Genomic DNA, 24622 nt, shown 5'->3' with positions numbered 1-24622 from the left:
GAGCGGAAACTCCGATCGCAGGTCGGCGTTGCATCCTCGGCCGATCCGGCTCATCGCCCAGCTTCAGCCAAGCCCGCAACCATCCAGGACCAGCCATGTTCAAGAGCATCAATCCGGCCACCGGCGAAGAGATCGCGGCCCATGCGGAACTGACGGATGAGGAGGTCGATGCGAAGCTCGCCCGTGCCGCCGATACTTACCGGCAGTGGCGCACGACGCCGCTTTCGGTGCGGACCGAACTGCTAGCCCGCATCGCCGACCGGTACGAGGCCGACAAGGCGCGGTTGGCGCGGACGGCGACGGAGGAGATGGGCAAGACCTATGCCTCCGCGGTCGCCGAGGTGGAGAAATGCGCCGCGGCCTTCCGCCATTATGCCGAGCACGGCCCGGCGATGCTCGAGCCGCGGACGTTCCGGCTGGCCAACGGCGGCACCGCCGAGGCGCAGTGGCAGCCGCAGGGACCGGTGCTGGCGGTGATGCCGTGGAACTTCCCCTATTGGCAGGTGGTGCGCTTCCTCGCGCCGACCATCCTTGCCGGCAACGTCGGGCTGCTGAAGCATGCCAGCATCGTCCAGGGCGTGGCCGAGTTGATGGAGGAGATGGTGCTGGCCGCCGGCGGACCCGAGGGGTTGTTCCAGAACCTGGCGATCAAGTCGGGCGCGGTCGAGCGTATCATCGCCGACGACCGGGTGGTGGCGGTGACGCTGACCGGCAGCGAAGGCGCCGGCGCGGCGGTGGCGGAGCAGGCGGGGCGCAACCTGAAGAAGGTGGTGCTCGAGCTCGGCGGGTCCGATCCGTTCATCGTGATGCCCTCGGCCGATCTCGACAAGGCGGTCGGCCAGGCGGTGAAGGCACGTATCCAGAACACCGGGCAGTCGTGCATCTGCGCAAAGCGGATGATCGTCCATGCCGACATCTACGATGCGTTCCTCGACAGGTTCAGCGCGGCCATGAAGGCGGTGAAGGCCGGCGATCCCATGGACCCGGCGAGCGACATGGGGCCGTTGTCGAGCTTCGGTCAGCGCGACACCGTGCTCGGGCAGCTCGACGAAGCGAAGCGGCTGGGGGCGAAGCTGCTGGTCGGGGGCGAGAAGCCCGACCTGCCGGGCGCCTATCTCACCGCCGGCATCCTGACCGACGTGCCGCTGGACAGCCCCTTCGCGAACGAAGAACTGTTCGGGCCGATCGCCATGGTGTTCCGCGCCGCGGACATCGACGAGGCGATCCGGATCGCCAATGAGGTGCCGTTCGGTCTGGGATCGTCGGTCTGGACCGACGAGCCCGGCGAGCAGCAGCGCTTCGTCCGCGACATCGCGGCGGGCATGGTCGCGATCAACCAGATGCTCGCCTCGGCTCCGGAGGCGCCGTTCGGCGGGATCAAGCGTTCGGGGCATGGCCGCGAGCTCGGGCCGTTCGGACTGCACGAGTTCATGAACCTGAAGGCGGTCTATCGGGCGGCGGGCGACGCGGCCGGCGGCGCCGGGGTGGAATAGTTCGCGGAAGCAACGGCACGCTGTTCCTGTTTGCCAGTCTCAGCCCCGCAAAGTGGAGCGGCTGCCAGGCCCCCCAGGAGTAGACGTTTACGAGTTTGTCTCTCAGAGCCGATAGCAGTCGATGCTTAACTGCCGATCACCTTGTGGTATACTGTGGAAGATGGTTTCGTCGGGCGCTTGGCAGAAACGGTGTTAGACCAGAGTATAGGAAAGGCTCCCAAGCGCAAAGCATCGCCATTTAACCAAGCTACATCATGAAGAGTCGTACCCTCGATTGGGAACGAGAACGGGTAGCAAGTCTTTCCGGCAACTGACTTCTGAACGTTAATCTTCCATCCTTGCAGGCCGCAACCGTGATCACCTTCCATATTGTACTGGATAACAACATCTGATGCCTGGGGAGTTAAGATGATCGATCTGACCATATGGTCGAAGACAATGCTGCCATCGGCAAGTCGTTGGAACACTATGCTGCCCCTATAGGACAGCTTAAATGTAGGCGTCTGGCAGGCGTTGGTCGCATACATCTGAGCTTCCGCCCGCATGCGTTCACCTTTGATGGTGATCTGGATGGCTACGCCGTGTCTGCCGTTCTTGCCGATCGGCTGGCAATCAGACGCCCAATGACCTTCAAGGCCAGCAGCCTTTACAGGTACTTCGACGCCACGGGCACTCATCGCGGCTAGCACAATCCCTGCTAACACGAACATCGGCACTCCTGAATCCGTCAAGCTGGTGGGACGGGTTAGAGCCTATTTTGCATGTCGGCTCTAGGGGCACTTCGCCGCAGAACGGAACGTCGACCAACCAACGATCTCGTAAATTCCAACGCAGCGCGTCTCTCAAAGAATGGCGGCGCGCTCACGTTCAGTTGCGGCCGCCGCGTTTCAGAAGGTGCCCCGTAGCGGGAACATCGGGCGCGCCCGAGAGGTGCCCCGACCTGGTCTCGACGATCTCGAATCCGGCAGCGAGGTAGAGATTCAGCGCGGGATCGTTGCCGGCAAGCACCGAAGTCGTCGCGTCCCCGGGAATCCGGGCGAGCGCGTGGCGAAGGAGGCGCTTGCCCACCCCCTTTCCATAGTGAGCCGGATCGACATACAGCCAGCTCACCTCCTCGCGGTCGAAAGCGACGAATCCGACGACGTGCGGCGCCTCCGCGACCCATAGTTCTCCGTCGAAGAGGCCCTCGTCCTCGGCGACCTCGGCAAGCGGGCGAAAGGCGTGGAGGCCGACGCTCAGCCGAAGCTCGTCCAACCGCGCGGCGTCGTGGATGGCATTGATCGCGGGCCAGTCGGACGCCTGGTACGGCCTGATGGTGAGCTGCTGCATCAGGCGGAGCCGCCCGTCAGCCGGCCGGCTGGCCCGCCGCCGCCGCCACCGCGCCATCCTCCCGCACGTCACGGATCGCGCCGAGCTCGCCGCGCTCGCGCGCCTTGCGGCCGTAGACGACCTCGAACAGCGGCGAGGCCATCAGCGTCGTCACCACCGCCATCAGCACCAGCATCGAGAACAGCTCGACGCCGATCAGACCGCGCTGCAGGCCGATGTTGATGATGATCAGCTCCATCAGGCCGCGCGCGTTCATCAGCGCGCCGATGCCGAGCGCGGTGGGATTGTCCTGACCCGTCAGCCGCGCCGCCGCCCAGCACGCGCCGCCCTTGGCGAGGATCGAGGCGGCGAGGATCGCGAGCGCGACCAGCAGCAGCGACGGCGTCGCGACCATGTTCAGCTGCGTGTTGAGGCCCGAGAAGGTGAAGAACATCGGCAGCAGCAGGACCACCGTGAACGGCTCCAGCTTGGCACGCAGCTCGCGGGTCAGCACGCCGCGCGGCATCGCCGTGCCGAGCAGGAAGCCGCCGAACACCGCGTGCATCCCGACCCAGTCCATCGCGAAGGCGGCGAGCAGGAACAGCATCAGCACGGTCGCGAGCAGGCCCTGGCTGACGCCGTTCGCCTTCTCCGCCGCCACGCCGAGCGGCGCGAGCAGCTTCGGCCCGAACCCCAGCACCAGCACCGCGAACAGGATCGCGCCGACGATCGCTTTGACCGCGACGCCGGGGCCGGCGCCGAAGGTCGCGAGCACGACCGCCAGCACCGTCCAGGCGCCTGCGTCGTCGATCGCTCCCGCCGACAGCGACAGCGAGCCGAGCGGCGACTTCGACAGCCCGCGCTCGTGGATGATGCGCGCCAGCATCGGGAAGGCGGTGATCGAGATGCACGCGCCCATGAACAATGTCGCCTGCGCCGCGCCGAGCCGCGGCGAGAACAGCCCGAGGCTCATCAGCCACGGCGCCAGCAGCACGGCGATCAGGAACGGCGCCGCCATGCCCGACAGCGAGACCGCGCTCGCGCTCCTGACGTTGCTGCGGAAATGCGACCGGTCGAAGCCGAGCCCGACGAGGAACATGTAGAGGCCGACGCCGAGCTGGGCGCCGACGTAGAGCACGCCCTTGGCGTCCTTGGGGAACAGCTGCGCCTGCAGGTCCGGCGCGATCAGGCCGAACAGCGACGGGCCGAGCAGCACGCCGGCGATCATCTCGCCGACCACCTGCGGCTGGCCGAGGAAGCGCTTGCCGAGCCAGCCGACCGCGCGCGCCGCGGCGACGATCACGAACAGCTCGAGGAAGAAGACGACGCTGAGCTCGGCCGGTGTCATGGATGCCCCCTCCTGATGCGGTCTTTACCGTCTTGTTAGCGGTAACTTATGTCACGCGCCGAGGGTTATGCAACAGGGAGCCAAATCCTCCCCCGCCAGGGGGAGGTGGCGCCGAAGGCGACGGAGGGGGAGGACGGCGACTCAACTCTCGGCGTGCTTCCTCCCCCTCCGTCACGCTTCGCGTGCCACCTCCCCCTGGCGGGGGAGGATTGAAAAGGGGCGCACTGCCCGGGGGATCGGGAGTCGATCCGCCTAAGCCGCCTGCAATCCCCGCGGCAGCTTGAAGGTCAGGTCCTCGTGCGTGGTGACCACCTCGCGCTCGGCGACCTCGTAGCGGGTGGCGAGGCGGTCGACGAGCTCGCGCACGAGCAGCTCGGGTGCGGAGGCGCCGGCGGTGAGGCCGAGCGTCGTCACGCCCTCCAGCCAGTCCCATTCGAGGTCGGTGGCGCGCTGGATCAGCTTGGCCGGCGTGCCCTCGCGCTCGGCGACCTCGACCAGGCGGACCGAGTTGGAGGAATTGGGGGCGCCGATCACCAGCATCAGCTCGCAGGTAGCGGCGATCGCCTTGACCGCGGCCTGGCGGTTCGAGGTCGCGTAGCAGATGTCGTCGGCGCGCGGCGCGACGATGCTGGGGAAGCGGCGGGTGAACACGCCGACCACCGCGGCCGTATCGTCGACCGACAGCGTGGTCTGCGTGAGGAAGGCGAGATTGTCGGGATCGGCGGGCTCGAGCGCCTCGGCATCGGCGACGGTCTCGACCAGGGTCATCGATCCTTCCGGCACCTGGCCGAAGGTGCCGATCACCTCGGGATGACCGGCGTGGCCGACGAACAGGATGTGCTTGCCGGCGGCGACCAGACGTTCGGCCTGGCGATGGACCTTGGAGACCAGCGGGCAGGTGGCGTCGAGATATTCGAGGCCGCGCTCCGCCGCGCTCGCCGGCACTACCTTGGGCACGCCGTGGGCGGAGAACACCACGGGCACGCCGTCCGGCACCTGGTCGAGCTCCTCGACGAACACCGCGCCCTTGGCCTTGAGGTTGTCGACGACGAACTTGTTGTGGACGATCTCGTGCCGGACGTAGACCGGCGCGCCGTAGCGCTCGATCGCCAGCTCGACGATGCGGATGGCGCGGTCGACGCCGGCGCAGAAGCCGCGCGGGGCGGCGATCAGCAGGGTGAGCGCGGGCTTGGTCATCGCGTGCCGCTCTACGCGATTGCTTGCGCAGGCGGAAGGCGCTTGGTAGCCACGCGGGCTGCGGCCGTGCCCGCCCGTATTTGAAAGGTCATTCGTGAACGTCCGCAGCCTCACTGCCCTCTCCGTCCTGGCGCTGCTTGCCGCCGGCTGCTCGAATCGGGGCGAGATCGATCCGTCGGGCGGCATCACCGCGGTGCGCACCGCCTGCCCGTCGGTGGGCGTGCCGGCCGCGACCGGCGACGTCACGCTGTTCAACCCGGAGACGGCACGCACCGCCGACGCGATCGACGTGGTGGCGAGCATCACCAACGTGCGCTCGACCTGCAACGATACGGTCGACCCGATCTACACCTCGATCACCTTCGACGTGCAGGCGCGGCGGACCCGCACCGATGGCGCGCGCGACGTGACCTTGCCCTTCTACAGCGCGGTCGTGCAGGGCGGCACCGTCGTCACCGCCAAGCGGGTGAGCCAGATCACCGTGCATTTCGATGCGGGGCAGGCGCGCGCGACCGCAAGCGGCACCGCCGGCGCCTATGTCGACCGCGCCGCGGCGACGCTGCCCCCCGAGGTGCGCAGCCAGATCGTGCAGCGGCGCAAGGCCGGGCAGCAGGAAGCGGCGATGGACCCGCTCGCCAACCCCGCCGTCCGCCAGGCGGTGCTGAAGGCGACCTTCGAGGCGCTGGTGGGGTTCCAGCTCACCGACGACCAGCTCAAGTACAACGCGACACGTTGAGCTCAGCTCCTCCCCGGTACGGGGAGGGGGACCATCCGCGTTAGCGGATGGTGGAGGGGGCCAGCCGCAAGCGATTCGTTTCATGGAGGGCCCCCTCCACCACCGCCTTCGGCGGCGGTCCCCCTCCCCGTGCCGGGGAGGAGCTAGGGCTACGCCGCCTCGCTGAACTGCAGGCTCGCGAGGCGCGCGTAGAGGCCGCCGCCGCCGATCAGCTCGGCGTGGGTGCCGGTCTCGACGATGCGGCCGGCGTCCATCACGACGATGCGCCCGGCGGCGCGGACGGTGGCGAGGCGGTGGGCGATCACCAGCGTGGTGCGGTTCGCCATCAGCCGGTCCAGCGCGGACTGGACCAGCCGCTCGCTCTCGGCATCGAGCGCGCTGGTCGCCTCGTCGAGCAGCAGGATCGGGGCGTCGCGCAGCAGCGCGCGGGCGATCGCGACGCGCTGGCGCTGGCCGCCGGACAGGCGCGCGCCGGCCTCGCCGAGGAAGGTGTCGAGCCCGTCGGGGAGCGCGCGCAGGAACTCGGCGGCGTTGGCGGCCTCGGCCGCGGCCCAGATCGCCTCGTCGCTCGCATCCCAGCGACCGTAGCGGAGGTTGTCGCGCGCGGAGGCGGCGAAGATCACCGTTTCCTGCGGCACCATCGCGATGCGGGCGCGGACCTCGGCCGGATCGGCCCGGTGCACCGGCACGCCGTCGACGCGGATCTCGCCCGACTGGGGATCGTAGAATCGCTGGACGAGCTGGAACAGCGTCGACTTGCCCGCGCCCGAGGGGCCGACCACCGCCACCGTCTCGCCCGGGCTCACCTCGAGCGAGAAATCGTGCAGCGCGGCAAGCTCCGGGCGAGTGGGATAGCGGAAGGTGACATGGTCGAAGGCGATCGCGCCGCGTGCCGGCTCGGGCAGCGGCACCGGGTCGGCCGGCGCGCTGATCTCGGGCTCGACGCGGAGCAGCTCGGCGAGTCGGGCTGCGGCGCCGGATCCGCGCAGCAGGTCGCCATAGACCTCGGTCAGCGCGCCGAACGAGCCCGAGACCAGCCCGGCGGTGATGACGAAGGCGGTGATCGATCCGCCGGAGATGGTGCCGTTGGCGACGTCCTGCACCGCCTCCCACAACAGCATCGTCATCGCGCCGAACAGCAGGAAGATGACGGCGGCGGTCATCGCCGCGCGGGTGGCGAAGCGGCGCCGTGCCGCCTGGAAGCCGCGGTTGACCGCGCCGCGGAAACGCTCGCTCTCGCGATCCTCCTGGCCGAATGCCTGGACGATCCGCATCGCGCCCAGCGTCTCCGCGGTCATCGCGCCGATGTCGGCGATACGGTCTTGGCTGGTCCGGGAGAAGCTGCGCACGCGGCGGCCGAGGATCATGATCGGCAGCGTCACCAGCGGCAGGCCGATGATCAGATAGACCGCGAGCTTGGGTGCCAGCGCGAACAGGGTGATGACGCCGCCGACGCCGACCAGCAGGTTGCGGAGCGCGATCGACACGGTGCCGCCGACGATCTGCTCGATGACCGCGGTATCGGCGGTGAGGCGCGAGGCGATCTCGGACGGGCGGTTGGTCTCGAACCAGCCGGGCGGCTGGCGGAGCAGGTTGCGGTGCACCGCCGCGCGGATGTCGGCGACGGTGCGCTCGCCGAGCCACGAGACCATGTAGAAGCGGACCGCGGTCGAGAGGGCGAGCACCACGACGACGGCGATCAGCCCCTCGAAATAGGGCGCGACCGAGGCGGCGTCGAAATCGCCGCTGGCGAAGCCCTTGTCGACCACCTGCTTGAACGTGCGCGGCACCCACAGCGTCGCGCCGGCGGCGGTGACGAGCGCGATCAGCGCGAGCAGGATGCGGACGGGATAGCGCGCAGTGAAGCGCCAGACGAGCGCGAGGTTGCCGAGCGAGGCGCGCGGCGGGGGTGGGGCGTCGGCCATGCGCGGGGACTAGGGCTTGTGAGGGCGATCGGCAATGGATTCGGAAGGATAGCGAGGCGTGTGGGCTTGCAAGCCCCTCCCCTTCAGGGGAGGGGTTGGGGGTGGGGGCTATCCGCGAGCGACGAGCCTGCCGCACCTCCCCACCCCAACCCCTCCCCTGAAGGGGAGGGGCTTTAAAGTTCCCCAACTCGCTTCGTCGCTTTCCCCGTCATCCGCATTGTCTCGCAACTGCGGCACGCTATACCCATATCGGGGCCGTGGCTTCCACCCACGGTGGGGAACATACCGAATGCTCTATGATGCGTATGAAGTGCAACGATCGATGCTTGCGGGGGCGAGCGCGTTCGCGAATTTTTCGGCCGGGCTGCTGAACAATCCGGCAAACCCGTTCGCCTATTTCGGCGGCGGGCCGGTGCTCGCCTCGGCGCTGGAGGTGTTCGCCCATGCTGCGGCGCCGCGCGGCAAGCCGCACTTCGGGCTCGACCGCACGACGGTCGACGGACGCCAGGTCGCCGTTCATGAGGAGGTCGTTCTCAAGAAGCCGTTCGGCCAGCTCAAGCATTTCGCGCGCGAGGGGATCGAGGGCGGACCCAAGCTGCTGATCGTGGCGCCGATGTCCGGCCACTACGCGACGCTGCTGCGCGGCACGGTCGAGCGGATGCTGCCGAAGCATGACGTCTACATCACCGACTGGCGCGACGCGAAGCTGGTTCCCACCGACGAGGGACGCTTCGACCTCGACGATTACATCGACTACATCGTCGAGTTCCTGGAGCTCATCGGCCGCGAGGGCGATCCGCGCCCGCACATGCTCGCCGTGTGCCAGCCGTCGGTGCCCTGCTATGCCGCCGCGGCGCTGATGAGCGCCGACAAGCACCCCAACCGCCCGCGCACGCTGACGCTGATGGGCGGGCCGATCGACACGCGCGAGGCGCCGACCGCGGTCAACACGCTGGCGACCGAGCGGCCGCATGCCTGGTTCGAGCAGAACGTCATCGCCACCGTGCCGCTGCTCTATCCGGGTGCCGGACGGCGGGTCTATCCGGGCTTCCTGCAGCTCGCCGGGTTCATGACGATGAACCTCGGCAACCACATGATCTCGCATTGGGAGCTGTTCAAGCATCTCGTGCAGGGCGACGACGACAGCGCCGAGGCGACGATGGCGTTCTACGACGAGTATCGCTCGGTCTGCGACATGACGGCGGAGTTCTACCTCCAGACGATCGACGTGGTGTTCCAGCGCCATGCGCTGCCGAAAGGCGAGATGGAGCATCGCGGGCGCCGGGTCGATCCGGCGGCGATCACCGACATCGGCCTGCTCGCGATCGAGGGCGAGCGCGACGACATCTCCGGCCTGGGGCAGACCAGGGCGGCGCTGACGCTGGCGACCAAGCTGGCCGCCAAGGAGAAGAAATACCACATGGCGCCGAAGGTCGGCCATTACGGCATCTTCAACGGCTCCAAGTGGCGCGGCCAGATCGCACCGGTGGTCGAGGATTGGATCGCCGCGCACGCGGCATAGCGGCGACATTTGAAGTTCTGGATCATCGCTTGCCCGTTTCCAACCGTCACGGGTGACGGGGTAGGGAGCGAACGTCTTCTTGCCTGAACGTCGGTCTGGCCTGACGGCTCAGTCGTACAAGGTCCGCACCAGCGACCACGCCAGCCACGCGATCGCCGCCCAGGCGAGCAGCACGAGGACGAGCCCCCAGCGCGAGGCGGGGCGTTCGGCGGCGGCCTCGGCGGCGGCGCGATGCTCGGCCATCACAGCGGCGGGGATGAAGCGGGTCGCGAGCCAGACGCCCGCCGGGATCAGGATGGCGTCGTCCAGCAGGCCGAGCACCGGAATGAAATCGGGTATCAGGTCGATCGGCGACAGGGCATAGGCAGCGACGAGCAGCCCGATCGCCCGCGCCGGCCAGGGCGTGCGCGGATCGCGCACGGCCAGCCAGACGGCATGTGTCTCAACGCGAAGACGGTGAACCAGCGACGGCGACGGCATGACCCAGCCTACATCCCGCCCTTGATGCTTGCGCCGCCGGGCAGACCGACGAACGGCAGCGCCGCAGCGCCCTCGCGGGTCATGCCGATGTCGACGGTGCCGTCCTCGCCCAGCGTGATCGTCATCAGCGTGCGCAGCCGCTGCGTCGCCGGGGCGAGGCGGAGGCGGCTTTCGTCGCCGATATGCTCGGCGGTCAGCAGCAGCGACGGGACCGCCGTCGGTGCGCCGCCCTGCTTGGTCTGGCAGGAGCCCGGGTCGGTGACGAGCCGGCCCTGCGCCATGGCCCCCGAGGCGCTGACGATGATCCTCGGAAAATCCGCCTGCCCGACGAAATTGCAGGTGAAGGGCAGGTTCGGCTGCAGCGCCTGGAGCAGCGAGGCGTCGGCCGAGCCGCTCACCGAATCGACCACGGTGCGGCCGGGCTTCAGCAGCGCGCGGCCACCCAGAGCGGTGTCGGCGCCGGTCACCTTCCAGTCGATTGCGAAGCCCAGGCCCACCAGCGACCGCAGCGGCGCCCATTGCCACGAAAGCACGCTGCCGCCGGCGATGCCGACCTCGCCGTTCCAGACCGTGCCGGCGATCCCGGTCCGCCACGGCCGGTTCTTGAACACGGTGCTCGCCGGGATCGTCCAGATCATCGCCAGCACGTAAGCGGCTATGCCGATGCCGACGAAGAGGATAAGACGGCGCCGCGCGCCGGTTTGCGCAATTGCGGAGAGATCGAGTGGACCGCCGGGACGTTCTGAGGCTTCTGCGATCAGGCCTCGTCGGATCAGCGGCGTCATTGGTCGTGCCCTCATCGTCGATTGCCGCCGAGCGGAAGCCGAAACCCGACAAACGGCCCGTGGCGCTGCTGCTCCCGCTCACCGGCGAGCGGGCGGCGCTGGGGCTTAGCATGAGCCGCGCGGCCGCGCTTGCCGAAAGTGACGGCAAGCTGATGCAGCTGCTCGACACCGGCGGCACCGCCGAGGGCGCCGCGCGCGCCGCGGCCGAGGCGATGAAGCGCCGCGTGGCGATGGTGCTCGGCCCGCTCTCCGCCGAGGAGGCGCGCGGCGCGGCGGGTGTCGTGGCGGGGAAGGTGCCGGTGATCGCTTTCACCAACGACATGAGCGTCGCCGCGAGCGGCGCCTATGTGTTCGGCCTGACGCCGCGGCAGTCGACCAGCGCGGTGCTGCGCTATGCCCGCTCGCGTGGGATCAAGTCGGTGCTGGCGATCGGCGACGGCACCCCGTGGAGCGCCGCCGCGGTCGAGGTAGCGCAGGCATTGCAGGGCGAGCTCGGCATCGACGTGCGCGCGATCACGATCGCCGCCGGCCAGCCCTTGCCCTCCGCCGGCGAGCCGCCCGATGCGGTGCTCGCGACCGGCGGCGGCGACGCCGTGCTCGCGGCAGCGCGCAATCTCAAGGAGACCGGCATCCAGCTGCTCGGCACCGTGCAGGCGCTCGACAACCGTCCGTCGGCGCTGGAGGCGCTCGAGGGGGCCTGGATCGCGGCGCCCGATCCCAAGTCGTTCGGCACCTTCTCCTCCGAGTTCGAGACGAAGGTCGGCGGTTCGCCCGGCGCGCTGGCGGCGCTCGCCTATGACGCGGCCGGGATCGCCAAGGCGTTGCGCGCCAACCATCAGCTCGACCGTGCCGGCCTGCTTGGAACGGAGAGCTTCCCCTGCGTCACCGGCGCGGTCCGCTTCCGCACCGACGGAAGCTGCGCGCGCGAGCTCGCGATCCTGGTGGCGCGGCGCAGCGGCTATGAGAGCGTGGCGACCTCGCGGGGAGCGTGAGGTGATTGCCGTGCGGCGCTTCCCATTCCCGTCATCCCCGCGAAGGCGGGGATCCATTGTCGCTGATGGAGCGACTCTTTCGAGAAGCCAGCCAGAATGGATTCCCGCCTTCGCGGGAATGACGAAGGGAGGGGGGCACCGGAACGTCACGGCCGGCGAATCCGGCTTCACGCTGATCGAGCTGATGATCAGCCTGGTCCTGTTCGCGCTGATCGCGGTGGCGGGGCTGGCGCTGGTCGACAGCGTGCTGGGCGTGCAGGGGCGGACCGAGACGCGGCTCGACCGGCTCGCCGATCTCCAGCGCACGATGCTGGTGGTGACGAGCGACGTCGAGCAGATCGCGCTCGGCAACGTCTCGGGCGGCGGCGACCGGCTGACCTTCACCCGCGCCGCGCCTGGGCTCGGCGGACCGCCGGTGCCGGTGACCTATGTGGTGCGCGGCGGCGCGCTGATCCGCAGCGTCGGTGGGCGGCCGCAGCTGCTGCTCACCGGCGTGACCGGCGCGCGCTGGCGCTTCTTCGACCAGGACTGGCAGACGCGGTGGCCGTTGTCGGAGGACGATGAGGCCGTGGCGGCCTGGCCGCGCGCGGTCGAACTGGAGCTGACGGTGGCGGGGCGGGGACCGCAGGGGCAGCTCCGCCGCGTGGTCCTGCTGCCCGCCCGTGCGAAAACGGAGGCGGAGCAATGACGCCGCGCCGGCTCCATGAGGACGAGCGCGGCATGATCCTGGTCAACGTGCTGATGTTCGTGGCGATCGCCGCGGGGCTGGTGCTGCTGATGGTCGACCGTGAGGAGCTGGCGCTCGACCGCGCGCTGCGCACCCGCGAGGCGGCGCGAGCGCAGGCGGTGGTGCGGGGCGGCGAGCTGTCGGCGGTGGTGGCGCTCCGCCGCGATATCGCCGAGGAGCGCGACTACGACGCCGCCTCCGAACCCTGGGGCGCGCTCGCCGAGAGCGGCGCGCCGATCGAGGGCGGCAGCTTCGACCTCACCATCGCCGATGCCGAGGGCCGCTTCAACCTCAACACGCTGATGAGCGGGCAGGCGGGACCGGTGATCCTGTTCGGCGAGATCGCCCGCTCGGTCGGGCTCGACGACGATCAGATCGCCAAGGCGATCGCGTTCGTGCGCCTCGCCGGGCCGGTGACGGACCTGCGCCCGCTGCGCTTCGCCGGGCTCGATCCCAAGGTGGCGGGGCAGCTCGAGCGGCTGGTGACGGCGCTGCCCGGGCAGACCCAGATCAACCTCAACGCCGCCTCCCCCGAGATGCTGGCGATCCTGTTTCACGACTCCGTCGTCGCCGACCGGCTGGTCAAGGTGCGCGAGCGTCAGGGGATGCTGACGATGAAGGACCTGGCGGACGAGAATGTCGCGATGCCGCCGGCCACGGGCTTTCGCTCCAACACCTTCTGGGTGCGCACCCGCGCCACGATCGGCGACACCGTCCAACAGGGGGCCACGCTGATCCAGCGCCGCTCCGATGAGCCCGGCGCGCCGCCCGAGACCGTGGCGGTCGAACGCTGGTGGAATGCCGCCATCCCGCCCGACGTGCCGGCATTTCTCGCAAGGAAATAGCCGAGGTCGATACGGCATCGGCGATTGCCGACCTTGACTCTGTTCGTTCGATCGAACAAAAGAGGCAATGCTTTCCTCCGTTCTTCTCGACACCGCGATCGAGCATTTCGGGCGCAACGGTTACGAGGGGGCGAGCACGCGCGCGATCGCCAACGCCTCGCGCACCGCCATGTCCTCGATCACCTATCATTTCGGCGGCAAGAAAGGACTCTATCTCGCCGCTGCCGATCACATTGCCGCGGGCATCGCCGAGCGGCAGGCGGAAGTGTTGCAGAGGGTGCGCGAAGCCGGTGCCGCGACCCGCGAACAGGCGATCGAGGAGGTGCTGATGCTGCTCGAAAGCCTCGCTCGCATGATGCTGGCCAAGGATACCGAGCATTGGGCCCGGTTCATCATTCGCGAGCAGCAATTTCCGACCGAGGCGTTCCACCGCATCTTCGGCGGCGCGATGCAGCCGATCGCCGAGACGCTGATCGGCCTGGTAGGGCAGGTCCGCACCGATCTCGACCCGCGCGAGCTGCGGGCGACCGCGGTGCTGATGGTCGGCCAGGTGCTGATGCTGCGCGCCGGCCACGCGGCGGTATGCCGCGTATTCGAGGTGCTCGAGATCGACCGTGACCTTGCCGACCTCTTGATCCGGCGCCTGCGCGCCAATGCCCGCTGCATCCTTTCGGAGAAACCGGAATGAACCGCCGCCTGATCATTGCCGTCGTCGTGCTCGCCGCGCTCGCGATCGCCGCGGTCGCGACCAAGGGGTTCGGCCTGTTCGGCGGAGAGCGCGACAAACCGCTCCAGCTCTACGGCAACGTCGACATCCGCGAGGTCGACATGGGCTTCCGCGTCGGCGGGCGCATCAAGACGATCGCGGTCGAGGAAGGCGCCAAGGTCCAGCCGGGGCAGCTGCTGGCGACGCTCGACACCGCGACGCTCGACGCGCGCATCGGCGAGGCGGACGCGCAGGTGCAGCAGGCGCGCGCGCAGCTCGACAAGCTGCGCAACGGCAACCGCGCGCAGGACATCGCCCAGGCGCGCGCGCGAGTCGTCGCGGCGCAGGCTTCGGCGGCCAATGCCCAGCGCGATTATGCCCGCCGCCAGCCGCTGGTGGCGCCGGGCGCGATCAGCCGCGCGGTGTGGGACCAGACCGTGGCGGCGCGCGACAATGCCAATGCCCAGCTCGCCGAGGCACGGCAGGCGTTGTCGCTGCTGGAGGCGGGCAGCCGGCGCGAGGACATCGCCGCCGGCGAGGCGCAGCTCCGCGCCGCCGAGGCGACCCGGCGCAGCGCCGCGACCGACCTCGGCGACACGCGCCTGATCGCGGAGACTGCCGCCACGGTCGTGACCCGTGCGCAGGAGCCGGGAGCGATCGTCCAGCCGGGGCAGACCCTGCTCACCCTCTCGATCGATCGCCCGATGCGGGTGCGCGCCTATATCGCCGAGCCGGACTTGAGCCGTATCAGCCCGGGCATGGCGGTCGAGGTACGCACCGACGGCAATCCGAAGGTTTATCACGGCACGATCGGCTACATCTCGCCGCGCAGCGAGTTCACGCCCAAGTCGGTCGAGACCGAGGCGCTGCGGACGGACCTCGTCTATCGGCTGCGGATCATCGTCAACGATCCAGACGATGCGCTCCGCCAGGGACAGCCGGTGACGGTGCGCGTGCCCGGCGCGCGGCCGGCGCATCGGGATTGAGGGCTCCATGTCCCCGCATCCCATCCGTCATGCCGGACTTGTTCCGGCATCCACCGTGCAGCGTTCACTTCGGCTGATTGGCTCGCGGCACCGTGGACCCCGGCACAAGGCCGGGGTGACGAGAAGGGCGTGGCGTGGCGAGTGAATCGCATCCCGCCGCCCGTGCCGAGGGGCTGGTCAAGCGCTTCGGCGAGCTGACCGCGCTCGACGGCGTGCGTATCGCAATCCCGCCGGGGCAGGTGACCGGCCTCGTCGGCCCCGACGGTGCCGGCAAGACCACGCTGATCCGCATCCTCGCCGGCCTGATGGCGCCGACCGGCGGCACCGTCGAGGTGCTCGGCAAACCGCCTGGCGAGGCGCTCGACGATCTCGGCTACATGCCGCAGCGCTTCGGCCTCTATGAGGATCTGAGCGTACGCGAGAACCTCGTGCTCTATTCCGAGGTGCGCGGGCTCGACCGGTCGGAGCGCGAGGCGGCGTTCGACAGGCTGCTCGATTTCACGGACCTCAAGCGCTTCCAGAGCCGTCTTGCCGGCAAGCTCTCGGGCGGCATGAAGCAGAAGCTCGGCCTCGCCTGTGCGCTGGTGAAGACGCCGCGGCTGCTGCTGCTCGACGAGCCGGGCGTCGGCGTCGACCCGATCTCGCGGCGCGAATTGTGGGCGATGGTCGGCGAGCTGACCGGCGAGGGGATCGGCGTGCTGTGGTCGACCGCCTATCTCGACGAAGCGGAGAAGTGCGACAGCGTCTATCTCCTCAACGAGGGCAAGCTGCTGTTCGACGGCCCGCCTGCCGAGCTCACCGGCAGGGTGAAGGACCGCGTGATCCGCGTCGCCGGCTTCAAGGAGCGCCGCCGCCAGTTCCTGACCAGGGCGCTCGACCGCGACGACGTGATCGACGGCACCATCCAGGGCCGCGCGGTGCGTTTGCTGCTGAAGGAAGGGACCGCGCAGCCCAAGTTCGAGGGCGCGACGATCGAACAGGCCGCGCCGCGCTTCGAGGACGGCTTCATCGAGATCCTCGGCGGCGGCCCCAAGGGCACCAGCCCGCTCGCCGAACGCTATCGCACCATCCCCGAGAACGACGCGCCTGCGATCGAGGCCAAGGGGCTGACCAAGCGTTTCGGCGACTTCACCGCTGCGAAGGACATGGAGTTCTCGATCCCGCGCGGGCAGATCTTCGGCCTGCTGGGCCCGAACGGGGCGGGCAAGTCGACCACCTTCAAGATGCTGTGCGGGCTGCTGACGCCCACCGCCGGCACCGGCGCGGTGGCGGGGCATGACCTCCGCCACGCCGCCGCCGACGCGCGCAATTCGCTCGGCTATATGGCGCAGAAATTCTCGCTCTACGGCGATCTGTCGGTACGGCAGAACCTCGATTTCTTCGCCGGCGCCTATGGCCTCGACCGCGGCACTGCGGCGCGGGCGATCGAGGCGATGATCGACATCTTCGAGCTCGGCCCGCACGTGAACGTCAACGCCGGCACCCTGCCGCTCGGCTTCAAGCAGCGGCTCGCGCTCGCCTGCGCGGTGATGCACGAGCCGCCGGTGCTGTTCCTCGACGAGCCGACTTCGGGCGTCGACCCGGTGTCGCGGCGCGAGTTCTGGATGATCATCAACGGCCTGGTCGAGAAGGGCGTGACCGTGCTGGTCACGACGCACTTCATGGACGAGGCCGAATATTGCGACCGCGCGACGCTGATCTACCGCGCCGAGCAGATCGCGACCGGCACCCCCGACGAGCTCAAGGCCGAGGCCGCGCGGCTGGCGGACCTCGACGACCCGACGATGGAGGACGCCTTCATCGCGCTGATCGAGGAATTCGACCGCAAGCGCGAAGCCGAGGGGAGGGCGGCGGCGTGACCCTTTCCACCCCGTCATGCCGGACTTGTTCCGGCATCCACCGGGCCGCACCTCCGCCGGTGTGGGGTACGCGGCACGGTGGACCCCGGCACGAGGCCGGGGTGACGATGTACAGGTGGCAGGGGGAGGGGCTATGAACCTCCGCTTCTCCCCCCGTCGCCTCGCCGCGTTGGTCGCGAAGGAAGGATCGCAGATCGTGCGCGATCCCTCGACCTTCCTGATCGCCTTCGTGCTGCCGCTGATCCTGCTGTTCCTGTTCGGCTATGCGGTGTCGCTCGACAGCACGCGCACCCGCGTCGCGCTGGTGGTGCAGGATTCGAGCGCGCCGGCGCTCAGCCTCGCCCAGAGCTATGCGCACTCGCCCTATTTTGACGTGACCTTCGCCCGCGCGGTCCAGCCGGTGAAGCAGTGGATGGTCGACGGCCGCGTCCGCGCGATCATCGTCATCCCGCCCGATTTCGGCGAGGGCGTGAAGCAGGGCAATCCGCCGCCGATCCAGATCGTCACCGACGGCTCCCAGCCCAACACCGCCAACTTCGCCGCCGCCTATGGGGAGGGCGTGCGCGCCGCCTGGGCGGCGGGCGACGACAACCGCCAGCCGCCGGTCGGGCTGTCGACCCGCTTCTGGTACAATCCCGAGCTCAAGAGCCGCTATTTCCTCGTCCCCGGATCGATCGCGATCGTGATGACGATGATCGGCACCCTGCTCACCGCGCTCGTTGTCGCCCGCGAATGGGAGCGCGGGACGATGGAGGCGATGATGGCGACCCCCATCAGCATGGCCGAGTTCATCGCCAGCAAGGTGCTGCCCTATTACCTGCTCGCACTGGGATCGATGACCCTGTGCACGCTGATCGCGGTGTTCGCGTTCGGCGTGCCGTTCCGCGGCAGCGTGTTCGCGCTGTTCGCGATCGCCAGCGCCTTCCTGATGCCGGCGCTGGGGCTCGGCCTGTTCATCTCGGCGGCGACCAAGAACCAGTTCGTCGCGAGCCAGGTGGCGCTGCTCTCCGCCTTCCTGCCGACCTTCCTGCTCTCGGGCTTCATCTTCGAGATCGGGTCGATGCCGTGGCCGATCCAGGCGATCACCTATGCGGTGCCGGCGCGCTACCTGATCCCGTCGCTGCAGACGGTGTTCCTGGCGGGCGACCTCTGGGGGCTGATCCTGCCCAACATCGGCATCATGCTGCTGTTCGGCATGGGCTTCTTCCTGCTGGCCTTCCGCGTCACGCGACGGAGTCTCGACTGATGGCCGCGCATGCTTCTTATCCACCGTCATTCCCGCGAAGGCGGGAATCCATTCAGGCTGCCTTCGCGTGTCTAATCCTGAGCGCAGTGCCAATGGATTCCCGCCTTCGCGGGAATGACGACCGAGAGCGTTCGGCATGAGGCGGCTGCGCGCGATGATCGTCAAGGAGATGTGGGCGGTGCTGCGCGATCCGCGCTCGCGGATCGTGCTGGTGGTGCCGCCGCTCATCCAGCTGTTCATCTTCACCTTCGCTACCACGCTCGACGTCAAGAACGTCGACATCGGCGTGCTCAACCGCGCGACCGGCGTGCATTCGAGCGAGTTCGTCTCGCGCGTCGCCGGCAGCCCCAATTTCCGCAAGGTACTCCCGCTGCGCTCGCCCGACGAACTCGCCGACGCGATCGACCGGCAGGAGGTGATCGCGGCGGTGGTGATCGACGAGGACTTCGACCGTGCGGTCGACGCCGGCCGTCCCGCGACGATCGGCGTGGTGCTCGACGGGCGGCGCTCCAACGCCGCGCAGATCGTCTCCGGCTATTTGAGTCAGATAGCCGGCGGTATCGGCGCCGACCTGATGCCCCGCGCCTCGGCCAGCCCGGGCAGCGTCGTCACCAACTGGTACAACCCCTCGCTCGACTATATCTGGTTCACGCTGCCCTCGCTGGTTGCGATTATCGTGTCGGTGTCGGGCCTCGCCGTCACCTCGCAATCGGTGGCGCGCGAGCGCGAGCTCGGCACCTTCGATCAGCTGATGGTCTCGCCTCTTCGCGTCCACGAGATCCTGATCGGCAAGATGGTGCCGCCGTTCCTGCTCGGCATGTTCAACGGCTCGATCTACCTGATCATCGCGCCTTTGGTGTTCGGGGTGCCGTTCCTCGGTTCGCTGACCCTCTTCTTCCTGTCGCTGTCGGTCTATCTGCTCGCGCTGATCGGCGTGGGGATGCTGGTCTCGGCCGCCTCGGCGACGCAACAGCAGGCGTTCCTCGGCGTGTTCCTGGCGATCACGCCGCTGATCCTGCTGTCGGGCTATGCCAGCCCGATCGACAACATGCCGGACTGGCTGCAGGTCATCACCTACGCCGATCCGGCGCGCTACTTCCTCGTCATCGTCCAGGGGCTGTTCCTCAAGGCGATGCCGGCGGAGGCCGTGTTCCACCAGCTCTGGCCGCTGGCGATCATCGCCTGCGTGACGCTCACCGCCGCGGCCTGGCTGTTCCGCGCGCGAATGGAGTGACCGATGCGCCGCCTGTCCTTCCTTGCCCTGGGCCTCCTCGCCGGCTGCACCGTCGGCCCCGACTATCACCGCCCTGAGACCAAGGCCGCATCCCAATGGGTCGAGCCCGGCACGCCCGGCGCGGTCGACCTCACCTGGTGGCGGCGCTTCAACGACGCCGAGCTGACGGCGCTGGTCGAGCGCGCGCTGAAGTCGAGCCCGGACCTCGCCGAAGCCTCCGCCCGGCTCGCCGAGGCGCGCGCCAACCGCGACGCCACCGCCGGCGGCCGCTTGCCGACGGTACAGGCGACCGGCTCCGCCACCGAGAATGTGCTGAGCGAGAACGGCCAGATCCCGATCGGCCAGATTCCCGTCTTCACGCGCGATTTCCCGCTGTTCGACCTCGGTTTCGACGCGAGCTGGGAGCTCGACTTCTGGGGCCGCCGCACCCGGCAGGTCGAGGCGGCCACCGCGCGGATGCAGGCGGCCGAGGCGAGCCGGCAGGACGTGATGCTGACGCTGATCGCGGAAGTGGCGCGCGCCTATTACGATCTGCGCTCCGCCCAGGCCGACATCGCCACCGGCGAAGCCGCCGCTTCTGCCGATGCCGAGACCGCGCGGCTGACCGCGCTGCGCTACCGCGCCGGGGAAAGCTCGAAGATCGACGCCGACCGCGCCGAGGCGCAGGCGCGCGTCAGCGCTGGCGCGGTGACCCAGGCCCGCGCCAGCGCCGCGGCGGCCACCTACCGCATCGCCACCCTCGTCGGCGTGCCGCCGGAGGAGGTGGCGCCGGAGCTCAAGGCCGCCGCGCCGCTGCCGGTCGCGCCCGACGAGATCCTGGTCGGCGTCCGCTCCGAGCTGCTCGAGCGCCGCCCCGACGTGCGCAGCGCCGAGCGCGAGCTGGCCGCCGCCACCGCCGACATCGGCGTCGCCACCGCCGACCTGTTCCCGCGCTTCAGCCTGATGGGAAGCGTCGGCCAGCAGGCGCGCAGCGTCGGCGATCTCTTCTCGGGCGACAGCACGCGGCTCCAGGTCGGGCCGAGCTTCTCCTGGCCGATCTTCTCGGGCGGCACGATCCGCGCGCAGATCCGCGCCGCGGATGCGCGGGCTCAGGGCGCAGCCGCCCGCTATGAAAAGGCGGTGGTCGGCGCGCTCTCGGACAGCGAAGGCGCGATCAACCGTTTCCTCAACGCCCGCGCCGCGCTGGCCGAGGCGGAGGCATCGCTCGCCCGCGAGCGCACCGCCTTCGCATTGGCCGAACAGCGCACCACCCGAGGCGAGGACGACCGCCTCGCCCTGATGCGTGCCCAATCATCGCTCACTGCCGCCGAACGCCGCCGCGACTCCGCTGCCGCCGCGAAGGGCCAGGCCGCGATCGCGCTGTTCAAGTCGCTGGGCGGCGGCTGGAGCTGAGCGCTTCCCCCAAACCCGTTCGCCCTGAGCTTGTCGAAGGGCCGTCCTTTCTTTCTCCACCGCTCGAAGAAGAAGTACGGCCCTTCGACAAGCTCAGGGCGAACGGATCGAGGGGATACCGATCGCCTCGAACTTCCTCTAAGGCCGCCCGATGCTCACGATCACCGACGTCACCGTCCGCCTCGGCGGACGCACGATCCTCGACGGCGCCAGCGCCGCGCTGCCGCCGCGCAGCCGGGTCGGGCTGATCGGTCGCAACGGCGCCGGCAAGTCGACGCTGGTGCGCGTGATCGCGGGGCAGCTGGAGCCCGACGGCGGTTCGGCGGAGATGCCGCGCGGCACCAGGCTCGGCTATATCGCGCAGGAAGCGCCCGCCGGCGCCGCGACCCCGTTCGAGACGGTGCTGGCGGCCGATACCGAACGCGCCGCGCTGATGGCCGAGAGCGAGACCAGCCACGATCCCGACCGGCTGGGCGAGATCCACGAGCGGCTGAACGCGATCGATGCCCATGCCGCGCCCGCCCGTGCCGCCCGCATCCTCGTCGGCCTCGGCTTCGACGAGGCGGCGCAGCACCGCCCGCTCGACAGCTTCTCGGGCGGCTGGCGGATGCGCGTGGCGCTGGCGTCGCTCTTGTTCTCGCAGCCCGACGTGCTGCTGCTCGACGAGCCGTCGAACCACCTCGACCTCGAGGCGGTGCTGTGGCTGGAGGATTTCCTGCGCGCCTATCCGGCGACGATCCTGATCGTCAGCCACGAGCGCGATTTCCTCAACAACGTCGTCGACCACATCCTCCACCTCGATCGCGGCAAGCTGACGCTCTACCCGGGCGGCTATGACGCGTTCGAGCGCCAGCGCGCCGAGCGGCAGGCCCAGCAGGCGGCGGCGCGCGAGCGCCAGCTCGCCGAGCGCGCCAAGCTCCAGGACTATATCGCCCGCAATTCCGCCCGCGCCTCCACTGCCAAGCAGGCGCAGTCGCGCGCCAAGGCGCTGGCGAAGATGCAGCCGATCGCGGCGGTGCTCGACGACCCCAGCCTGTCGTTCGACTTCCCCAATCCCGACGAGCTCCGTCCGCCGCTGATCACGCTCGACATGGCGAGCGTCGGCTATGGCGATACGCCGATCCTCCAGCGGCTGAACCTCCGGCTCGATCCCGACGACCGCGTCGCGCTGCTCGGCCGCAACGGCAACGGCAAGACCACGCTCGCCCGGCTGCTGTGCGCGCAGCTCAAGCCGATGGACGGCGGCATGACCGCCTCGGGCAAGATGCGCGTCGGCTATTTCACCCAGTATCAGGTCGAGGAGCTCGACCGCGACGATACCCCGCTCGAACATATGGCGCGGCTGATGAAGGGCGCGACCCCGTCGGCGGTGCGCGCGCAGCTCGGGCGGTTCGGCTTCTCGGGCGACAAGGCGACCACCAAGGTCGGCAGGCTCTCGGGCGGCGAGCGCGCGCGGCTGGCGCTGGCGCTGATCACCCGCGACGCGCCGCACATGCTGATCCTCGACGAGCCGACCAACCACCTCGATGTCGACGCGCGCGAGGCGCTGGTGCAGGCGCTCAACGCCTATACCGGCGCGGTGGTGATCGTCAGCCACGACCGCCACATGCTGGAGATGACCGCGGACCGGCTGGTGCTGGTCGACGGCGGCACCGCGCGGCCGTTCGACGGCTCGCTAGACGACTATATCGCGTTCGTGCTGACCAAGGACGCGAAGGATGCCGCCGGCGCCCCGAAGGTCGACCGCAAGGAGGCGCGACGCCAGGCCGCCGAGGCGCGCGAGAAGGGCACCGCGCTGCGTAAGCGCGCGCAGGAGGCGGAGCGCGAGCTGGGGAAGCTCACCGAGCAGCGCAGCGCGATCGATCGGGCGATGTTCGATCCAGCCTCGGCCGATGCGGCGCTGGCGAAGCTGACGATGACGGAGCTGATGAAGCGCCGTGCCGAGCTGGAGTCGCGAATCGAGGCGGCTGAAGCGGCGTGGATGGACGCCAGCGAGGCGCTGGAGCTATTGGCGGCAGCTTGAAATCCAACCACCGTCATTCCCGCGAAGGCGGGAATCCATTGTCGCTGAATGTCGTGAGACCCACCAGGGCCAGCCAGAATGGATTCCCGCCTTCGCGGGAATGACGACTTTTAGGATGGCGACAAAGAACCGGGAAGAAATTGGTCGGGGAAAGAGGATTCGAACCTCCGGCCCCTGCGTCCCGAACACAGTGCTCTACCAGGCTGAGCTATTCCCCGACCGGCGCTTCCGGGGTGAGCCCCGTCAGCGAGGGGCGGCCTATACCACCACGGCTGAGGGTTTCAAGCTCCATAATCCTCCCCGGGACGGGGAGGGGGACCGCGCTTGCGCGGTGGAGGGGGCCCACCGCGAGCGAGTCCGAGGAGGCAAGCCCCCTCCACCAGCTTCGCTGGTCCCCCTCCCCGTCCCGGGGAGGAGCTTTTCAGCCCCGCGCCCCCAGCATGTCCTCGACCGCGACGAACTTCTCGCGCGGGGAACCGATCCTGGCACGCGCCACTTCGGCCGCATCGATCCGCTGCCAGTCGCGGAAGGTGACGACCTCGGCCCCGCGTTCCGCCAGCAGCGCATCGAGTCCGGCACGGCCGGGCTTGCCGCTGTCGCCGTGCGTGTCCTCGGCGATCTTGTCGACGATCGCGAAGCCGTCCGGCCGGTTGGTGCCGATCGTCCCCGTCGGTCCGCGCCGCGCCCAGCCCACCGCATAGAGGCCGGGCACGATCCGCCCGTCCTCGTTGGCGAAGCGGCCGAGCTTCTCGTCATAGGGCACGCCCTCGATCGGCGGGGTGCGATAGCCGATGCAGCTCACCACCAGATGCGCCGGGACCGCATAGGTCTCGCCGGTGCCGCGGGCGTTGCCGGCGGCGTCGAGCTCGGTGCGCTCGACGATCACGCGCTCAACCCTGCCGTCGCCTTCGATCCGGACCGGCCGGGCGAAGAAATCGAACACGATGCGGATCGGCTTGTCCGAAGCCGGCCGGCCGGCGAAGTCGCGCAGGTGCGTCACCGACTTGCGCACGCCCGGCTCGAGTGCGGCATCGGCCTCGACGGGCGGCAGGTCGGCGGGATCGACCACCGGCGCGGCGCGCTGGAGCTCGCCGAGCTCGCCGAGCTCCTTGGGGGTCATCGCGATCTGGTGCGGCCCGCGGCGGCCGAGGATGGTGATGTCGCCGGCATGACCCGCCTTCAGCCGGTCGAGCGCGTGGCCGACGATGTCGGAGCCGGCGAACTCCGCCTCGGCCTTGGCGAGGATGCGCGCGACGTCGAGCGCGACGTTGCCGTTGCCGACCACCACCGCGCCGCCGCCGTCGAGCGCGGGCGCGAGCCCGGCATGGTCGGGATGGCCGTTGTACCAGCCGACGAACGCCGCCGATCCGATCACGCCGGGCAGGTCGTCTCCGGGGATACCGAGCGGCCGGTCCGCCGGCGCGCCGGTCGCCAGCACCACCGCGTCGTAGAGGTCGATGAGCTCGTGAATCGAGACGTCGCGGCCGACCGCGACATTGCCGACGAAGCGGACGTTCTCGGTCAGCGCGGTCGCCTCGTAGCGGCGTGACACCGCTTTGATCGACTGGTGATCGGGTGCGACCCCCGTGCGGATCAGGCCGAACGGCACCGGCAACTTATCGATGATGTCGACGCGAACCTGGTCGCCGAAGGCCTTCTGCGCCGCCTCGGCGGTATAATAGCCCGCCGGCCCGGAGCCGATCACCGCGATATGCCGCATGCATCCTCCCGCGTCTGTGGGTGCGATGCTAGAGAAATTTTGGCCCGGGTCGATCCAGAATTTCCGTTCGCCCTCTTCAATCCTCTCCCGCCAGGGGG

The 24622-nt window shown here is 69.3% G+C and carries 21 protein-coding genes and 1 tRNA gene; 13 read left to right on the top strand and 9 right to left on the bottom strand.

The features are described 5' to 3' along the window. Positions 1 to 95: 95 nt before the first annotated feature. Positions 96 to 1493: an NAD-dependent succinate-semialdehyde dehydrogenase gene (locus LZK98_RS15940; RefSeq protein ID WP_233783513.1), complete on the top strand. Its 1398-nt coding sequence runs from the start codon at positions 96 to 98 to the stop codon at positions 1491 to 1493. A 125-nt stretch (positions 1494 to 1618) separates the two neighbouring features. Here LZK98_RS15940 and LZK98_RS15935 read toward each other — a convergent pair whose 3' ends face one another. The 4 genes from LZK98_RS15935 to ispH form a co-directional block, all read right to left on the bottom strand. Then, positions 1619 to 2209, bottom strand: coding sequence for a hypothetical protein (locus LZK98_RS15935; RefSeq protein ID WP_233783512.1), 591 nt, complete (start codon positions 2207 to 2209; stop codon positions 1619 to 1621). A 151-nt stretch (positions 2210 to 2360) separates the two neighbouring features. Beyond that, positions 2361 to 2822, bottom strand: coding sequence for a GNAT family N-acetyltransferase (locus tag LZK98_RS15930; protein ID WP_233783511.1), 462 nt, complete (start codon positions 2820 to 2822; stop codon positions 2361 to 2363). 16 nt (positions 2823 to 2838) lie between these two features. Then, entirely contained in the window at positions 2839 to 4149 is a 1311-nt protein-coding gene (locus LZK98_RS15925) for a cation:proton antiporter (RefSeq protein WP_233783510.1), read from the bottom strand. Between the two features lie 252 nt (positions 4150 to 4401). Further along, on the bottom strand, positions 4402 to 5346 hold the full coding sequence (gene ispH / locus LZK98_RS15920; protein ID WP_233783509.1) for a 4-hydroxy-3-methylbut-2-enyl diphosphate reductase: 945 nt from the start codon (positions 5344 to 5346) through the stop codon (positions 4402 to 4404). Between the two features lie 94 nt (positions 5347 to 5440). On the opposite strand from ispH, the gene LZK98_RS15915 reads away from it, so the two are divergent. Then, a complete protein-coding gene (locus LZK98_RS15915) occupies positions 5441 to 6082 on the top strand; it encodes a hypothetical protein (protein ID WP_233783508.1) in 642 nt (213 codons plus the stop codon). Positions 6083 to 6231: 149 nt separating this feature from the next. Here the strand turns inward: LZK98_RS15915 and LZK98_RS15910 are convergent, their stop codons facing one another. Further along, a complete protein-coding gene (locus LZK98_RS15910; RefSeq protein ID WP_233783507.1) occupies positions 6232 to 8007 on the bottom strand; it encodes an ABC transporter transmembrane domain-containing protein in 1776 nt (591 codons plus the stop codon). Positions 8008 to 8296: 289 nt separating this feature from the next. On the opposite strand from LZK98_RS15910, the gene LZK98_RS15905 reads away from it, so the two are divergent. Further along, positions 8297 to 9529 (top strand): polyhydroxyalkanoate depolymerase, encoded by a 1233-nt coding sequence (locus LZK98_RS15905; RefSeq protein WP_233783506.1) that lies wholly within the window; start codon positions 8297 to 8299, stop codon positions 9527 to 9529. Positions 9530 to 9637: 108 nt separating this feature from the next. Here LZK98_RS15905 and LZK98_RS15900 read toward each other — a convergent pair whose 3' ends face one another. Next, complete coding sequence (locus LZK98_RS15900) at positions 9638 to 10009, bottom strand: YkvA family protein (RefSeq protein WP_233783505.1); 372 nt, start codon at positions 10007 to 10009, stop codon at positions 9638 to 9640. Between the two features lie 8 nt (positions 10010 to 10017). After that, complete coding sequence (locus LZK98_RS15895) at positions 10018 to 10647, bottom strand: type II secretion system protein N (protein ID WP_233786615.1); 630 nt, start codon at positions 10645 to 10647, stop codon at positions 10018 to 10020. A 206-nt stretch (positions 10648 to 10853) separates the two neighbouring features. Here LZK98_RS15895 and LZK98_RS15890 point away from each other — a divergent pair, with 206 nt between their 5' ends. The 10 genes from LZK98_RS15890 to LZK98_RS15845 all read left to right on the top strand — a co-directional run bounded on the left by LZK98_RS15890 (position 10854) and on the right by LZK98_RS15845 (position 22804). After that, positions 10854 to 11786: an ABC transporter substrate-binding protein gene (locus LZK98_RS15890; protein ID WP_233783504.1), complete on the top strand. Its 933-nt coding sequence runs from the start codon at positions 10854 to 10856 to the stop codon at positions 11784 to 11786. A 118-nt stretch (positions 11787 to 11904) separates the two neighbouring features. Beyond that, positions 11905 to 12474: a type II secretion system protein GspJ gene (locus LZK98_RS15885; RefSeq protein WP_233783503.1), complete on the top strand. Its 570-nt coding sequence runs from the start codon at positions 11905 to 11907 to the stop codon at positions 12472 to 12474. After that, a complete protein-coding gene (locus tag LZK98_RS15880) occupies positions 12471 to 13358 on the top strand; it encodes a type II secretion system minor pseudopilin (protein WP_233783502.1) in 888 nt (295 codons plus the stop codon). Before LZK98_RS15885 ends, LZK98_RS15880 begins: the two co-directional genes overlap by 4 nt. Before the next feature lie 67 nt (positions 13359 to 13425). Then, positions 13426 to 14046 (top strand): CerR family C-terminal domain-containing protein, encoded by a 621-nt coding sequence (locus LZK98_RS15875; RefSeq protein ID WP_233783501.1) that lies wholly within the window; start codon positions 13426 to 13428, stop codon positions 14044 to 14046. After that, entirely contained in the window at positions 14043 to 15050 is a 1008-nt protein-coding gene (gene hlyD / locus LZK98_RS15870; RefSeq protein WP_233783500.1) for a secretion protein HlyD, read from the top strand. The genes LZK98_RS15875 and hlyD overlap by 4 nt, the downstream gene beginning before the upstream one ends. A gap of 134 nt (positions 15051 to 15184) precedes the next feature. Next, positions 15185 to 16909 carry an ATP-binding cassette domain-containing protein gene (locus LZK98_RS15865; RefSeq protein WP_233783499.1) on the top strand — a complete coding sequence of 575 codons (1725 nt, stop codon included), beginning with the start codon at positions 15185 to 15187 and terminating at the stop codon, positions 16907 to 16909. A gap of 133 nt (positions 16910 to 17042) precedes the next feature. Further along, complete coding sequence (locus tag LZK98_RS15860) at positions 17043 to 18155, top strand: ABC transporter permease (RefSeq protein ID WP_233783498.1); 1113 nt, start codon at positions 17043 to 17045, stop codon at positions 18153 to 18155. 136 nt (positions 18156 to 18291) lie between these two features. Next, a complete protein-coding gene (locus LZK98_RS15855) occupies positions 18292 to 19389 on the top strand; it encodes an ABC transporter permease (RefSeq protein ID WP_233783497.1) in 1098 nt (365 codons plus the stop codon). Positions 19390 to 19392: 3 nt separating this feature from the next. Beyond that, positions 19393 to 20781: an efflux transporter outer membrane subunit gene (locus LZK98_RS15850; RefSeq protein WP_233783496.1), complete on the top strand. Its 1389-nt coding sequence runs from the start codon at positions 19393 to 19395 to the stop codon at positions 20779 to 20781. A gap of 151 nt (positions 20782 to 20932) precedes the next feature. Next, a complete protein-coding gene (locus tag LZK98_RS15845) occupies positions 20933 to 22804 on the top strand; it encodes an ABC-F family ATP-binding cassette domain-containing protein (RefSeq protein WP_233783495.1) in 1872 nt (623 codons plus the stop codon). Positions 22805 to 22945: 141 nt separating this feature from the next. Here the strand turns inward: LZK98_RS15845 and LZK98_RS15840 are convergent. Both LZK98_RS15840 and LZK98_RS15835 read right to left on the bottom strand, forming a co-directional pair. After that, positions 22946 to 23022, bottom strand: a tRNA-Pro gene (locus LZK98_RS15840). A gap of 203 nt (positions 23023 to 23225) precedes the next feature. Further along, a complete protein-coding gene (locus LZK98_RS15835) occupies positions 23226 to 24524 on the bottom strand; it encodes an FAD-dependent oxidoreductase (RefSeq protein ID WP_233783494.1) in 1299 nt (432 codons plus the stop codon). Positions 24525 to 24622: the final 98 nt, after the last annotated feature.

Origin of the sequence: Sphingomonas cannabina, from assembly GCF_021391395.1 — a bacterium.
Lineage (GTDB): Bacteria > Pseudomonadota > Alphaproteobacteria > Sphingomonadales > Sphingomonadaceae > Sphingomonas > Sphingomonas cannabina.
The sequence above is the reverse complement of the archived record's forward strand: the minus strand, read 5'-3'. Positions and strand labels throughout refer to the sequence as shown.

Excerpts from the sequence above, each read along its gene's own strand:
- LZK98_RS15860 (WP_233783498.1), top strand. The coding sequence starts at position 17,043 with ATGAACCTCCGCTTCTCCCCCCGTCGCCTCGCCGCGTTGGTCGCGAAG.
- LZK98_RS15905 (WP_233783506.1), top strand. The coding sequence starts at position 8,297 with ATGCTCTATGATGCGTATGAAGTGCAACGATCGATGCTTGCGGGGGCG.
- hlyD (WP_233783500.1), top strand. The coding sequence starts at position 14,043 with ATGAACCGCCGCCTGATCATTGCCGTCGTCGTGCTCGCCGCGCTCGCG.
- LZK98_RS15895 (WP_233786615.1), bottom strand. The coding sequence starts at position 10,647 with ATGATCTGGACGATCCCGGCGAGCACCGTGTTCAAGAACCGGCCGTGG.
- LZK98_RS15850 (WP_233783496.1), top strand. The coding sequence starts at position 19,393 with ATGCGCCGCCTGTCCTTCCTTGCCCTGGGCCTCCTCGCCGGCTGCACC.
- ispH (WP_233783509.1), bottom strand. The coding sequence starts at position 5,346 with ATGACCAAGCCCGCGCTCACCCTGCTGATCGCCGCCCCGCGCGGCTTC.
- LZK98_RS15930 (WP_233783511.1), bottom strand. The coding sequence starts at position 2,822 with ATGCAGCAGCTCACCATCAGGCCGTACCAGGCGTCCGACTGGCCCGCG.
- LZK98_RS15925 (WP_233783510.1), bottom strand. The coding sequence starts at position 4,149 with ATGACACCGGCCGAGCTCAGCGTCGTCTTCTTCCTCGAGCTGTTCGTG.
- LZK98_RS15875 (WP_233783501.1), top strand. The coding sequence starts at position 13,426 with ATGCTTTCCTCCGTTCTTCTCGACACCGCGATCGAGCATTTCGGGCGC.
- LZK98_RS15880 (WP_233783502.1), top strand. The coding sequence starts at position 12,471 with ATGACGCCGCGCCGGCTCCATGAGGACGAGCGCGGCATGATCCTGGTC.
- LZK98_RS15910 (WP_233783507.1), bottom strand. The coding sequence starts at position 8,007 with ATGGCCGACGCCCCACCCCCGCCGCGCGCCTCGCTCGGCAACCTCGCG.
- LZK98_RS15885 (WP_233783503.1), top strand. The coding sequence starts at position 11,905 with ATGACGAAGGGAGGGGGGCACCGGAACGTCACGGCCGGCGAATCCGGC.
- LZK98_RS15855 (WP_233783497.1), top strand. The coding sequence starts at position 18,292 with ATGAGGCGGCTGCGCGCGATGATCGTCAAGGAGATGTGGGCGGTGCTG.
- LZK98_RS15835 (WP_233783494.1), bottom strand. The coding sequence starts at position 24,524 with ATGCGGCATATCGCGGTGATCGGCTCCGGGCCGGCGGGCTATTATACC.
- LZK98_RS15900 (WP_233783505.1), bottom strand. The coding sequence starts at position 10,009 with ATGCCGTCGCCGTCGCTGGTTCACCGTCTTCGCGTTGAGACACATGCC.
- LZK98_RS15845 (WP_233783495.1), top strand. The coding sequence starts at position 20,933 with ATGCTCACGATCACCGACGTCACCGTCCGCCTCGGCGGACGCACGATC.
- LZK98_RS15940 (WP_233783513.1), top strand. The coding sequence starts at position 96 with ATGTTCAAGAGCATCAATCCGGCCACCGGCGAAGAGATCGCGGCCCAT.